The sequence below is a fragment of the Sulfobacillus sp. hq2 genome (genome assembly GCF_002903155.1).
Classification (GTDB): Bacteria; Bacillota; Sulfobacillia; order Sulfobacillales; family Sulfobacillaceae; genus Sulfobacillus; species Sulfobacillus thermotolerans.
The window spans coordinates 282,417-296,277 of sequence record NZ_NWUL01000031.1 but is presented as its reverse complement, the minus strand read 5'-3'; the positions used below and the strand labels follow the sequence as shown (position 1 = coordinate 296,277).

Below are 13,861 nucleotides of genomic sequence, written 5' to 3'. Positions count from 1 at the left end.
GGGGCCTTCTACTATTTTACAGCACGTCACAGACCGTCATAACGCCCATCGACCTCTGCTTCAATACCCGGAGTATAGCTTCCCATAATCGCAGTGTGCGAGGCTCCGGTGACGTGCGGAAGGTGAATAGGCACCCCATTTAACGACAACCACCCATAATATGCAAACGCCATGGCCTCTTTAGCATCTTCGGGGACGCCATAAGCCCCCGTTGGTTCCCAAGGACGTAACAAGGGCAGAGCCCGGGAAATCTTCTCCATCAGCGCGGCATTATGCGTTCCTCCCCCTCCGGCAATCAATGCCACGGGAGCGGCCGTCACTTGCGTTAGTGATCGGCTAATGGCCTGTGCAATGAGCTCTCCAGCGGTGGCAAGTAGGTCCGAAAGGGACAGCCCGAGCGTTATCCCATCTTGCCACAGGCGTTGAACGTATTCCATGCCAAACTCTTCACGCCCGGTTGACTTGGGAATGGGCTTGAAAAAAAACGGATGCTGCTGCCACCGTTCTAACAATCCCTTGTGAACCGTTCCTTGCGCCATCTGGCGGCCCCCCTCATCCATTAGGCTCTGCCCTTGGGTCGCTATCATCACGAGGCCATCCAAGATCATATTGGCGGGCCCCGCATCCCACGCCGTCACTGCATCACAAGAATTGCCGGCCGTCAGAACTGTCAAATTGGCAATACCTCCGAGATTCAGCAGCACCCGCGTCTCGCCAGAGCTATGAAACATCACATAATCGTAGAGCGGCACCAAAGGAGCCCCTTGTCCTCCTAAGAGAAGGTCCCGTTGACGAAAATCGCTGATTACGCCAATGCCTGTCCGCTGCGCTAAGACATGGGGATTGCCAATTTGCCAACTGATGTGCTGATCGGGATAATGCGCAACCGTGTGCCCGTGGCTTCCAATCACACGAATGTCCCGCGCATTCACATGGGCCTCGGCCAAAAGTTGGTTGACAGCGTCGGCCAACCATTCTCCTAAAGCCATATCTGCCCGCTTTACGTGGAGCGCCGAGCAATCGGGCTGGGTCGCATCCAATAACAGTTGCCGTTCGCTTCCCAAATAGGGCCGAAATAGGCTGGAGATTAATGTCGTAGGGCGAGGATTTTGTAAATCCACAGCAATCAACGCCGCATCAATTCCATCGGTTGATGTACCTGACATCAACCCAATAGCTAAACCGGATTTTTTCTTCACGCGCCCTCCCCATCTCCCTTTACCTTAAAAGGTGAGCCATTGATTGTTGGCTAACATGAAATGGCGCGTCACTCCGTTGACGGTGACACGCACCGGTTCATCAAGCATCCCTGGCTGCTTTTGCACCAACATACGCTTCACATTGACGCCCTTTGGCAACGTGAATGTGACCACAACGGTGCCCTTCGACGGCGGCTGTGACTGAAGAAATCGGCCAGGCAAATCTACATGTCCCCCAAAAACTGTTTTGTTGAGACTTTTCTCATTGGTCACTTGCGCATAGCTATCGATGCCGGTCATCGACACAAACTGAGAGCCATATGGAGCATAGACCCTTACCCAGGAATGATATGGAACCGTCAGCCACCAGTTCACAATGGCCGGATCTATCCAATGAATCGTAACGGTTTCCACGTACTGGCCATGACGCCGCTTAATGTCCGCAACGTAGGACTCGCGCACATAGTAGTTATCCTTATGTCCTAACAAGTTTTCATCCACGACTTGTAAATAATTTCCATCGACCTTTTGGGGAATAATACCTGCCCAGTGATACCGTGCCGCCAAGGCTTCGGCATCTTTGTTATCGAAATATAAAAGAACCTGTTTGTCGTTTAATGCTTGGTAGAACGTTTCACCGACTTTCAGAAGTTCGGAGACGTGACCATGAAACACCTTATGCATCAGTTCTTTCATCATGGTGCCAATAAAGAGTTTTCGTAGATTGGCCGGCAGCCCCATACCTTCCGCCATGTATTCCATTTCGTAGTTGGCATTGCTTGCCGTCAAGTGGATGGTCTTGCCCGCTACGGTGGGCACATTCAGCCCTCCGACATCACGAATAAGATCATCAACAAACCATGTGTCGATAAAAATCATGCCACCATTAATAGCAGGCGCACCAGGAATCGAACGATAAAACCGTTCAATGTTGTCAACCGTGCGCGGGACATCCGGGGATGTATTGGCATCACGCAGATGCCAATACGTGACAGGCAAATATGCTCCAATAACCGTGGGAGCCGGGGGATGATAGGTGACTTGCGAATCTAGTTCTTGAATGTTTTGTGAGGTAATTTTCCCTAATTTCCCATCATGGAACGGTACGTATGCGTAGGCGGTCATAAAACCACCCGTAGCCCGAAGCTCCCCGCTGTTTTGAAATACTAAAAAGTACCGTACCGCGTGTGGGAACCCTATTAACTTGGCAAATACGGGATGGGGGCCGGTCATCATTGGCAAAATGCTGACAAACGTCTGACTTATGGCTTGAATAGCAGGAATATCGAGCCCCTTACGAATCAATGCGGGAGGGATATCCTGAGCACTGAGGCGTTGTAGTGCCGCATTAGCGCGCATGAATGTCGGCGTTTCTTTCTGCATATTTAAACCCGCTTGGGTCACCGCTTGATTCAACAATGGTGCGCGTTGACCTGGCGAGAGGTGTTTTTGGTTTAATACCGTAAGAATTGGATCCAAACCTTGCCGCATTCCATACAGATAATCATGACCCGCTCCCAACAAGGTCATACCGTTCAACCAATACCCTCGTGCTATGGGAATAGCATCAACCCACGCTGTTAAGTAGAGTGCATCATGCATCAATCCAATCGTTGCCGATAGCTTGCTGGTTTCCAACCCCAACGCAACATATTGCTTAGCATGAAGCTCTCGTTTAAGCACTTTAGCGTCAGACTTCAAACTAAAATATCCCCAAACCATCACAAGCCCGGGAATAACAATGCCCAGGCTCACCAGAATCCCTATGACCCGGACCCACCTAATGCGCCATCCGCGCCGAGGAGTTTCTGATGTATTAGCCATCCCCGATGCCGCCTCCTCTCGCGTAAGCCTGACCATTCATTTTAACCCGACAGCCCCGTCGGGCAGAGCGCATGACAAGGAGCAAGGACGGATAGCCCTTGCTCACGAAAACCGTCAACATAATTCTAAAGGGATAGGAAGGGTCGTTAACCCTACCATTGTCACGGGAGATTGGGGATTGTCAACGGTTTTTAAGACGCCCTCAACGATTTCCGCATGCGTCAACCACCGGTATCCCTCAGGTATTTGAACGTATCCCAATTGCACCCGTTGATATTGACAGGTCTTAGGAAGAATGTCTTTTGGACTCTCAAGACGGCTTTGAATACCTCGCACATCAATGAGGCGCCAAGCATCATGGCGATAGGCCAAAACTTCCTCACCGACAATGCGCAACACCTCATCCCGTGGTTCGTGTACCCATGCTACCACAAGATCCAGTGGCCCTTGCATCAGTTGCACATGCGCCACCCACTTATGCAACTTATTCCCGTCGTGATAATCCAAGGCCAAGGGCGTAATAGTGGGTGGTTTCGGTGCCATGGCCGTGCCCAAAGCCGACAAACGGGTTGCATCGCGAGCGATCACTGTCACCCAATAACCCCGGTCGATCAAGGCCGGGATTAACCCGGCCAACATACCTGTCCCCCCTAAAACCAACGCTTGCTTCACGCCTGCTGTCTCCCTCCATTTCCGGCGCCGCCGGTTCTGGATTCTTATCAACAGCATAGCAGAAGATCGTGAGGTTTTCATTGAGATGTGGATATCCACCAATAGTTCGGAGACAATACGTCACCCACCGGGTCAAATGTTTTCACCGTGCCATGGATGGAGAGGGAATGTTCGTTAAAATTCGGGATCCATGGTACAAAAACGGCAGGCAATTGCTTTGCGGCATACATTTCATATGCATACAAAGCTTTGAGCACCTGTTTGGTACTGCCTGGTTGATAAGACGCCGCAATCAACTGATTCATGGTTTGACTGTTGTAGGAGCCAGAGTTTTCGGCTCCGTTGGTGGCAAATAGCCCTCCACCGGTTGGATACGGATCCGTTCCGTACGTCCATCCCCCGTTCCAATCGACCATCGCCCACTGCGATGCATTACTCGGGCTGTCACTGATTACGGTATCAAAGGGCTGTGACACCAATGTCACATGAATTCCTTCCAGCGCCCAGTCGCTCTTGAGCAACTGCACCATATCCGTTGCCGTCTGGCTGCCTGATGCATAGTCCAGCGTAAAACTCAAAGGAATCCCGTTTTTTGTCATCACGCCATGCACCAAATGCCAGCCGTGCTTAAGAAGTAAGTCTTTCCCGGCTTGTGGATTAAAGGGATAGGGATTTTTAGCCAAAGCCGGGTCAAAGAACGCCGTGGAGGGTTGCGGCGCTACCGTCGTGTCATCCACGACGCCATATCCTTCATAGAGATGCTGAATAATCCCATTTTGGTCCACACCCATTTGCAAAGCCTGCCGTACCACCAACGAGTTAAAGGCTTTGCCAATGCCGTCCGGTGCCTTCAAGCTAAAGTTATCTACAAGGTAATTAAAGCCAAAAGAATAGGCCACGGAAAAAACATCGTGGGTCAGCTCACTGCGAACTTTCAGCAAAGACGGAGGAAGATAGCCTACATTAACCGTCCCTGTTTTGAGAGCATCAAACTCACTGGCAGAGGATGTTTCATATTGAAACGTCACCTTATCTAATAATGAACGGTGCCCATCATACCCCGGATTAGGAACAAAAGACCAGTAGTTGTTCGGCGAATAGCTGTTAAATTTGTAAGGCCCATCCACCACACGATATACGGAAGATAGCGGAGAATTCGCAACGCTGTTGATAAACTTCAGTTCTTGGGTCATATTATCAGGATATTTGTTCCACACCTGTTCAGGCACAGGAATAAGTTGATTAATCCCGTTGCGCAAGAACCATTGCTGGTTCTTGGGCGCATTTAACGTAATCACGACCTGATACGGTCCTTGCGCTACGACGCTCTTCCATAGCGTGGGAAAGCCCCCAAAGCCCTCTCCAGCAAATGCCCACGGCAGGCTAGAGGCCCCTGAACTGGATGCCTTCATGATGTTATACGTAAAAACCACGTCTTGTGCTGTCACCGGTTGTCCATTAGACCAATGCCATTTTTTGTTCAATGTAACAACATAGCGGGTTCCTGCAGCATTCCACGTGACCGATGATGCAAGCGACCGCGCATAATTTACGGTATCATGACGCGAAATGTGCAATAACGGCTTATACATCATTTCATCGACCTGAAAATTCACCACCGAATCCGCCGTTAATGACATCACTGGAAAAAACCAATTGGGCGAAGTCTGCACTGGCAATGCAATAACAGCGGTTCCTCCATGCATTGGTTGAGCATGGGCGGTCGTCGCTCCCGTGGAATTCGCTCCACACCCACTAAGGCCTAAACTTAAACTCAGCAACGTGCTTGTCCCTAACAGATTCCATCGTGTACGCGTCATCATACCCTCCACTTTCTATAGACACTGTTGCATAATTATACGCTATAAGCGAAATGCGTCAATGGGCAAGCACACCAGTTCGTGTGTTCGTGTATCGCTTAAAACAGGATGTGTCGGTCCAGCGTGCCAAAAATGACCAAATCCAAAGAGATTTAGGTCGTAAAAAGCGCGGGATACGCCCCTTATGACACCGGATGCCTTTGGAAGCCGTTAATGCATGGTTATACATCTCAAAAGACAAGCTTGAAGCATATGCTGGCGGTGGCTGAAGCTTCGCGCTGATGGTTTTCCCCGCCACCACGACGGTCTTTTCCGTAGCGTACGGCATCTTGGGTGGACTGTTGTCTTGCGGCCCGAAAGTCACTGCTATCAGATACGAAGCCAAACCCACTGGCTCCAAGGCCGTCTCCCGCCCTCAATGCTCAAATAGAGCTCTCTGTTCATGATGGTTACCGAGCACACGCCACGAAAAAAAACGGTCTGCTGTAAAGCAGACCGCCCTATTTAAAGAATGAAAGATAATATCAGCCCGCGTTACGACGGGGTTTCGTTGGGTTTGGTGAGGCATTATATGCGTGTAAGGGAAGAACATCACGGCCAAATGCAGGATTAATGACATCCGCTGCCGATGCATAAAACGCTAAGATCGCGGTTATCATGCCTAAGTAGCCACCGATCTCGGTAATACCGACCGTAGTCCACGCTCCAATGGCTAAGACGATAAAAGTAATCCATAAGAAGAGAAAAACCAATTGCAAAGCCCGATTGGCTCGAAACGTGGCAATCCACATGTAAAAGGTAAAGACACCCCACATAAAAAGGTACCATCCGACAAACGCCGCAGGCACTTGAGCGCCAAAATAATGAGCAAACAAGGCAAAAGACCACCAGAACGCTCCGTATGAGAAAAACGCCACAGTGCCAAACGTATTGCCGCGCGGGTATTCCAAAATCCCCGCCACCAACTGCGCGGTGCCCCCAAATGCCATTGCCAGCGCGATAATCATTCCCATCGCATGGGCGTTAAACCACCCCGCATTGATCATGCTTAACATCCACGTAGTAAATGCGAATCCTGCCAGCCCCAGCGGGCCAGGATTGGCCAATTTCCCAGTCATGTCATCCAACCTCCAATCATGTGTAGGAGCTTTGTGTCTGTCAAGATGACGTGCGGTGCAGACCAATGGCCTGCACCTTTTCGGGTCATAGACCCGTCAATTAAGGACGGACCATCTGGTGAATCGTATCCACAACCTCTGGATTCGCCAGAGTCGTCACATCCCCAATCTCTTTATTGTTCGAGATGGACGCAAGAATTCTGCGCATGATCTTTCCTGAACGGGTCTTCGGCAAATCTGGAACAATCCACACCTTGCGCGGACGGGCAATTGGCCCAATTTCCGTAACAATCGCAGCGACAATGCGCGCGCTCAGCTCGTCTGACGGAACCACCCCAGGTTGTAAAGACACATACAATTCCGGAACGGTGCCTTTCATGTCGTCGTGTGCCGCAATGACTGCAGCCTCCGCGACATCATCCAGCTTAAGGACCGCCGACTCAATTTCTTTCGTGCCCAGGCGGTGTCCTGCTACGTTAATCACATCATCGATGCGTCCCAGGATGCGAAAATACCCATCAGAGGCCAACATTGCGCCATCTCCGGCCATATACGGCCAGTCGTGCCAATCTTTACTCTCGGGATTCTTACAATACTTCCCGTAATAGGTCGAGACAAAGCGGTTAGGGTCCTTCCAAATGGTCTGCAAAGCCCCAGGCCATGGGTTTCGAATACAAATATTCCCCCCTCGTCCAGAGCCCGCAGCAATTTCATGTCCTTCATCGTCGTAAATGACAGGATGAATTCCGGGAATACCCGGGCCCGCACTTCCGGGTTTCATTTTATCGAGAGCCGGTACCGTGCTACATAAAAATCCTCCCGTTTCGGTCTGCCACCATGTATCGACAATCACGGCTTCATCGCGTCCGATGACATGGTAATACCAACGCCACACATCGGGTTCAATGGGCTCTCCCACGGTCACCATGAGCTTAAAGTGGTACTGGTAGTTTTGGGGAGCGATATTCTGCGCCATCCGTAGACTTCGAATCGCGGTAGGAGATGTATGAAAAATGTTCACTCCTAATTCCTCCGCAATCGCAAAGGGACGATTGGCATCAGGGTAAGATGGCACCCCTTCATATATGACGGAAGACGCGCCTAGTGATAAGGGACCATAGACAATATACGAATGACCCGTAATCCAGCCAATGTCAGCCATGCACCAATAGACATCTTCGGGCTGAATGTCCAAAATGTTCTTACTCGTGGCCGTCGCATAGGAGAGGTAGCCCCCTGTCGAATGTTGCACACCCTTGGGCTTACCCGTCGACCCACTCGTGTACATTAAAAACAAGGGGTCTTCAGCCCGCATCGAAACAGGCTCTACACGACGTCCGCGGTATTGCTGGATAACATCATTAACTAAGATATCTCGACCGGCAACAAGCGGGGCGTTACTCGTGTAAGTTCCGGAATGCCGCTCGAAGACTAATACATGCTTAACAATATGCCCCGCTTCTTTAGCCTTGTCGACAGCAATGTCCGCTTTGTCTTTGTGACTTAGCCACTTGCCACCCCGATAATACCCATCCATCGTGATTAAAACATCGCTCTCGGAATCCACAATGCGGTCAGCACATGCCTGCCCGCTAAAGCCGCCAAACACGACCGAATGAATGGCTCCCAACCGAGCGCAAGCCAACATCGCCACAGGAAGTTCAACAACCATTGGCAAATGGATGGTCACGCGGTCTCCTTGCTTGACACCTAAATCACGCAACAACGCCGCAAACTCATTGACCCGCACAAATAGATCCTGATACGTTACCACTTGTTTAGGCTCTTCCGGGCGCTCCGGGATAAAGTAAAAGGCCGTCTTATTGCGATTTTTAGCCAAATGTCTGTCAATACAATTGACAGACGCATTCAGTTTACCGCCCACAAACCACTTCCAAAAGGGCGGGTTGCTCCCATCAAAGACCTGATCCCACGGACGGTCCCACTGCAAAAGATGGCCATATTCCGCGAAATAATCAGGAAAATTGTCTAATTCAAACTTCCTTAAAGCATCGGCGTCGCGAAAGTTTGCTTGCTGAATAAAGCTTTCTGGCGGAGAATAATACTCTTCCTCATGCCAGTGTACAGCGATTTCTGTCTCGGAAATTCTTGTGTTGTCATCCGCCATAGAACAGTCTCCTCTCAAAGCGGAACCTTTACTTTCTAAGAATATTCAGTAATAATCCCAATATTCTTCCTTCCTTTGTCAGTATACTAGTTATTCCACATTTCATCGCTATTTTTTTGCATTATTTTCTATGACTTTCATCACAGGCCGCAATTGACTATCATACGGAGTGATGGGGCTTAATTTTCGGTGTTAGTTCATACCCAGCACATTCCATCATTTGTAAAAGGAGCTTAACCGTGATCCGTTATTTTGCCTTTGTATCCGACTACCAAGACCAAGGGCTTTCCCTCCCTGTCCGTCATACCCAAGATTCGGCTGGCTATGACCTGGCATCTGCCGCGCGAATCGAGTTAACGCCCGGCCAAACAGCTCTAGTGCCCACGGGGCTTAAGGCATACATGCCTCCCGGCGAAGTGCTTCTTATCGTCATTCGAAGTTCATGGGCTATCAAAAAACATTGCGTTCTCACCAATCAAGTGGGCGTCATTGACCGAGATTATGTGGACAACCCCGACAACGAGGGCCATATTTTCATTCCTCTCACCAACAACGGTCAAGAGCCGGTCATAATTGAACGCGGTGACCGCATTGCTCAAGGCATATTTGTAAGGTTTGGTGTAACAGATGATGACGCGGCCCAAGCAACCCGCACAGGAGGCTTCGGCAGCACTACTTACTAACGTTCAAACAAGAGAAGCCCCTGACAGAATAGTCAGGGGCTTCTTGGGAATTCTATGTCCAATCCTTTATGAAGGATGGTGTCCAGTCCGCAGCGGGGTAAGAACCCCAAGCGCTAGGACGGTACCAACAGCCACCTCGCCAAGGCCTAATAACACGTGCTCGCCGCGGAAGGGTAAAATCCCCGTACTAATGGTGCCGAATCCAGCGATTCCTAACACGCTCCCGCCAGCCATGCGAAGGAAACTCACGCTCTTTTTAAGAGACTCCACGCGTCTCATCTCCTTTGCTGGGAGACGTGTGTGTTTGACGATAGTAGAAGTCTTTCCAAACCAGCTTATAGACCCCAAGGTAACGAGGAACCTTGTTCCAGCCTGGAATCCAAGGGGTCAAAGCCAATGCCAACCAGAACAGGAAGCCAATGCTTAATGCAATTGCATCGTTAGCAGGCGAATTGGCGACGAACGGCCACTGGTAAATCCATGTCGGAATGGTCATCCACCAAGCGGCTGGATATCCGGGCACCGCGGAGTGTTCAATACCCCACTGCGTGCCTTTGAGGTTCAATGGGGCCGCCGCGCTGTGAAGGGGTTGCCCCTCAAGAAACAACTCGTAATTTTGATTATCAAAACGTGTGACGACGTTGGGATTCCGGATTAAGGCCCCAGACATTAGACCACTCTCACCCAGCTTCAAGGTGTCATTCATCAACGCTTGCACTGGTCCGTAATTGCCCGGCGGAACCACAACCACACCATTCTTAACGGTGCCTTTAGCCAAGGCATTTTCATAATTGTTGGCCCAAAGAATCTGCTGTGCCCGTGACGCGCTTTCAAACTGATTCAAAGCAGGCGTGATAGAGGGATTGACGGTGGCCGCCATGCGCAGCGGCTTTAGAATAAAGTCGTTTTCCGCATTAAGCGGGTGAAGAATTCCTACCCACTTCTGAAAAACAAACTCCAAGTTCCCGGTTCCATTGTTGTAAGGCGGTCCATAACTGGCCATACGACCTTGCCCATTAAGGTCGCGCGTGGTCATCGCTTCAAACGCCACAGGATTTTGAATCGCATCCTTCTGAATGGTCAGAGGTGGTTTCTCCGGCACCCCAAACAAGCCCGCCAATACCAAGACAAGGACTGAGACAATGGCTAGAGTCCCCATTAAATGCTTCATAAAGTCTTCTGGGACGTAGCGGTAATTCGTCACCATATCATCTTGCGCTCGTGTCGCCATGACTTATTGCCCCTCCTTTGAGACCGCTGAAACAGACGCCTCGTGTTTGATGGGATACGGCGGTACAACACCCTTGATCCGCACTCTCACGATGTGTCCAAAGATAATAACGCTCAAGGTTAATGGCAAAACCACCACATGCATACCAAACATTTGCCCAGCATTGGGCAAATTGACCCACGCTAACCCTAAAGCGTTCAAACCATCTTTAGCTTGCACGGCATTCCACTGAGAATAAAAGTCTCCGTTAATCAAAAATCCCGTAAATGCGGTAGGAATAGCGATAAGAAGAGCTAACGCCCCGAGCAACCATGTTTCCTTGCGTCCACCCCGCCACGCTCCGGTAAAGAACACTCGCCACAAATGCAACATCATAAAGAAGAAAAATGCTTGCACGGACCAAAAATGCACCGCTGCTGCAAAGCGGTCGGCCCCGTTATAAGACCAGCTGGCCGGACCATTGGCTGCCAGCACCACCCCCGAAATAATGAGTGCCACAAAACTGGAGGCCGTGAGAGACCCTAACATATACATAAAACCCTGCGCGTACTCGGGCATCGTTTCTGGCAGCCATGTATCGACTGACATCACTTCCGCCAGCGCTTTACGAGACGCCGTTGTCCAGTTCGCCATAATTCATTCCCTCCCTGTGTCGCTACTACGTGCGCACCGTTTGTTGCTGCTTAGTGGTGCTTACTGGGCCATAAGAGCCCGACGACAAACGTCACGAGAAACAGTATTTCCACAATATAGTTGCCTGTCTGAGTGGTCATGTTCTCACCTTCCTTTATCTCCAGCGTAGGGTACCCCGCTCTATTGTTTTGAATTCACAAGAACGGGTATTTCTGGCCGTTCTTCTAAAAACCCCTTGCTGTGCATCTTTAGTGTAGCGGGTTATGGCCTCGTGCAAGAGAGGCAGGGGGTCCCATTTCCAGGGACTACCGGATCACAGTCTTCGGGGCCATTTGGCCCTAGTCTTTGGACCTTTCGTACTACCGAGTCTAGCATTTTCCCTCGGTGTTTTTTCACCTCCCCGCTCTGCACCGTGCGAACGTTCCGGGTTTTTTTCCGTCTGGCGGTGGCTCTTCACCTGATCTGTAGGTCCCTAGGATGGTTAAGGACCTTGCAGGCTCGCAGGTTTACAGACTCCCACTAGAGGTCCATCCCAAAAGAACTACGAAGCACCGTGGCAATCGGCCGGGAAGTCCTGCGGCAATGCACTACAACGTTTGCACTTTTCACAGGAAGAGTCACTAAAGAATAGGAACCTTTATGTGAAAAGAAACCCAATAGCTCTCCGCCCCATCTCGCTTTTGCTTCTAGACCGCCACTTGTCGAACCTTATCGTCTTTTGTGTATTCCAGTCGGCCAAAATGCGGTAAATTTGCTAGCAGGATTGTAACCATTGAAGGATGCCTTGCGTTACTCTAAGTAGAAGATTGTATGGATGGGATTGTATATGAATGGTAGGTGATTTCCTTTGTTGGAAACGCGTAGTGGTAAACATAGACCGCACCGCTGGGGAACATATCTCTGGCCGTTGCCATTTCTTGCGGCCGGACTCGCAGCCTATGCCATCTGGCCCCGAGTCTCCTTTGGCGCGAGTTCTCGCGCTTTAGCTCGCATTACCGTTACAGGACATGTCCTAATGGCCGACGCTGTCAACGCGCACGGGCAGGCCATTCCTCTGGTTATTAAAAATGGCCAATTGTGGCCCTCACGCTCCTTGCACGCCGGCTCGGTCTATGACGTGCGAATTGCGGTGCAAGGTCCTAGTTGGTGGCCATTTGGTCCCGTAACCGTTACTCATACGGTCACGACTCCAACAGATCCCATTCTCGCATCCAATCACTTAATTGTATCCCCGGGCAAACCCTTGTCGTTATCTCTTTCGGCCCCGGCATCGTCCATCCGCATTATGGCAAGCGGCCGGATAAGCGAGGTCACCGCACCGGTTCCACAACAGGTCTATTCCATTAATAGTTTGGGCACTGTGCCAGGACAACAAGGCACCCTGACTGTAGAAACCCAAGCCCGCGCTTGGGAAAGTGTTTCCATGCCCAAAACTCTTAGCTGGCGTACGCCGGGGTGGCTCAAAGTCACAACATCCCCGTCGGTGTATCATCCGATTGGCTTGTACACTCCGTTACTCCTCTCATTTTCTCAGCCCATTGCGAATCCACGCATCACGCCACGGCTTAGTCCGTCCATTCCGGGCCATTGGATTTGGAAAAACAACCAAACGGAAGAATTCATTCCGAATTCATCAACTTGGGGATACGGTCCTAATGCCGTCATTAATGTGACGTTGCCCGGCGGCAAGAACGGCTATATTGCCACGGACGGCGCCTATTTCCCAAAGACGTTATCCGTCAACTGGGCTACCGCCCCTGGCTCGACTTTGCGTCTTCAAGAACTTCTAGCCAAACTCGGATATCTTCCTTTGAAGTGGATTCCTTCTACCCCCGTGGCTCCAACCCTACCCGCGCAAATTGCCGCGATGGAAACGGCGCCTTCGGGTCAATTTCAATGGGAGTATGCCCAAACTCCAGCCGCGCTCCAAAGCCTATGGGTTCCTGGCCAATATAACGTCATGGTTAAAGGAGCTGTGATGAATTTTGAACGCGTAGAAGGCATGCCCACAGATGGTGTAGCAGGACCTGCCGTATGGAAGGCTCTAATCAATGCCGATCTTGCGGACCAAACGAATCCTGATGGATACACCTATGCCTACGTGTCCGAAAATCTTCCCGAAACTCTCACACTATGGCACAATGGACAAATTATTCTCAAGACCCTCGCTAACACCGGAATTCCACAGTCGCCCACGTACCTTGGAACCTACCCCGTCTATCTGCGGTATCGTTCCCAAACCATGCAGGGCGTTAACCCGTTTGGCGTTAAATATTATGACCCCGGGGTGCCTTACATCAATTATTTTAAAGGCGGCGACGCTGTTCACGGATTTCCCCGTGCCTCCTATGGATTTCCTCAAAGTCTAGGTTGCGTGGAACTGCCTATTCCGGTCGCCGCACGTGTGTGGCCTTATATGCACTACGGTACCCTCGTTACGGTTGCTCCCCCCACGAAATCTGCATCCTAATCGCTAATTCCCATAACTATTCCGTTCATTCACGACCAGATGGACCATCCTTTTTACCCCATCTGGTCGTGGTTTGGTTACAC

General features: G+C 50.6%; 11 protein-coding genes. 2 read left to right on the top strand and 9 right to left on the bottom strand.

Translation table 11 applies throughout. The features are described from left to right. Positions 1-26: 26 nt before the first annotated feature. From CO251_RS08370 to acs, 6 genes are all read right to left on the bottom strand, one after another. Positions 27-1,199 carry an anhydro-N-acetylmuramic acid kinase gene (locus CO251_RS08370; RefSeq protein WP_103375328.1) on the bottom strand — a complete coding sequence of 391 codons (1,173 nt, stop codon included), beginning with the start codon at positions 1,197-1,199 and terminating at the stop codon, positions 27-29. A 24-nt stretch (positions 1,200-1,223) separates the two neighbouring features. Then, positions 1,224-3,023: a DUF4012 domain-containing protein gene (locus CO251_RS08365; protein WP_158246245.1), complete on the bottom strand. Its 1,800-nt coding sequence runs from the start codon at positions 3,021-3,023 to the stop codon at positions 1,224-1,226. Between the two features lie 114 nt (positions 3,024-3,137). Next, positions 3,138-3,695 carry a short-chain dehydrogenase gene (locus tag CO251_RS08360; RefSeq protein ID WP_103375326.1) on the bottom strand — a complete coding sequence of 186 codons (558 nt, stop codon included), beginning with the start codon at positions 3,693-3,695 and terminating at the stop codon, positions 3,138-3,140. Positions 3,696-3,772: 77 nt separating this feature from the next. Beyond that, positions 3,773-5,518 carry a peptide ABC transporter substrate-binding protein gene (locus CO251_RS08355; RefSeq protein ID WP_369825240.1) on the bottom strand — a complete coding sequence of 582 codons (1,746 nt, stop codon included), beginning with the start codon at positions 5,516-5,518 and terminating at the stop codon, positions 3,773-3,775. Positions 5,519-6,039: 521 nt separating this feature from the next. Further along, a complete protein-coding gene (locus tag CO251_RS08350) occupies positions 6,040-6,633 on the bottom strand; it encodes an acetate uptake transporter family protein (protein ID WP_103375324.1) in 594 nt (197 codons plus the stop codon). Between the two features lie 100 nt (positions 6,634-6,733). Further along, positions 6,734-8,761, bottom strand: a complete 2,028-nt coding sequence (gene acs, locus CO251_RS08345; protein WP_103375323.1) for an acetate--CoA ligase — start codon at positions 8,759-8,761, stop codon at positions 6,734-6,736. A gap of 239 nt (positions 8,762-9,000) precedes the next feature. On the opposite strand from acs, the gene CO251_RS08340 reads away from it, so the two are divergent. Beyond that, positions 9,001-9,444, top strand: coding sequence for a dUTP diphosphatase (locus CO251_RS08340; RefSeq protein WP_207654650.1), 444 nt, complete (start codon positions 9,001-9,003; stop codon positions 9,442-9,444). Between the two features lie 66 nt (positions 9,445-9,510). On the opposite strand, the gene CO251_RS08335 is transcribed toward CO251_RS08340, so the two are convergent. The 3 genes from CO251_RS08335 to CO251_RS08325 are packed head-to-tail and all read right to left on the bottom strand — an operon-like array spanning position 9,511 to position 11,308. Then, complete coding sequence (locus CO251_RS08335) at positions 9,511-9,714, bottom strand: hypothetical protein (protein ID WP_369825239.1); 204 nt, start codon at positions 9,712-9,714, stop codon at positions 9,511-9,513. Beyond that, positions 9,701-10,675: a cytochrome B6 gene (locus CO251_RS08330; RefSeq protein ID WP_103375321.1), complete on the bottom strand. Its 975-nt coding sequence runs from the start codon at positions 10,673-10,675 to the stop codon at positions 9,701-9,703. Before CO251_RS08330 ends, CO251_RS08335 begins: the two co-directional genes overlap by 14 nt. A 3-nt stretch (positions 10,676-10,678) precedes the next feature. Continuing rightward, entirely contained in the window at positions 10,679-11,308 is a 630-nt protein-coding gene (locus CO251_RS08325; RefSeq protein ID WP_103375320.1) for a cytochrome b N-terminal domain-containing protein, read from the bottom strand. Positions 11,309-12,155: 847 nt separating this feature from the next. On the opposite strand from CO251_RS08325, the gene CO251_RS08320 reads away from it, so the two are divergent. Further along, the gene (locus CO251_RS08320; protein WP_103375319.1) at positions 12,156-13,778 is read left to right on the top strand and encodes a L,D-transpeptidase family protein; all 1,623 of its coding nucleotides are present in this window, start codon (positions 12,156-12,158) and stop codon (positions 13,776-13,778) included. Positions 13,779-13,861: the final 83 nt, after the last annotated feature.

Bases quoted from the DNA above. Each gene is read 5' to 3' on its own strand.
- CO251_RS08365 (WP_158246245.1), bottom strand. From the start codon at position 3,023: ATGGCTAATACATCAGAAACTCCTCGGCGCGGATGGCGCATTAGGTGG.
- CO251_RS08355 (WP_369825240.1), bottom strand. From the start codon at position 5,518: ATGATGACGCGTACACGATGGAATCTGTTAGGGACAAGCACGTTGCTG.
- CO251_RS08350 (WP_103375324.1), bottom strand. From the start codon at position 6,633: ATGACTGGGAAATTGGCCAATCCTGGCCCGCTGGGGCTGGCAGGATTC.
- acs (WP_103375323.1), bottom strand. From the start codon at position 8,761: ATGGCGGATGACAACACAAGAATTTCCGAGACAGAAATCGCTGTACAC.
- CO251_RS08330 (WP_103375321.1), bottom strand. From the start codon at position 10,675: ATGGCGACACGAGCGCAAGATGATATGGTGACGAATTACCGCTACGTC.
- CO251_RS08325 (WP_103375320.1), bottom strand. From the start codon at position 11,308: ATGGCGAACTGGACAACGGCGTCTCGTAAAGCGCTGGCGGAAGTGATG.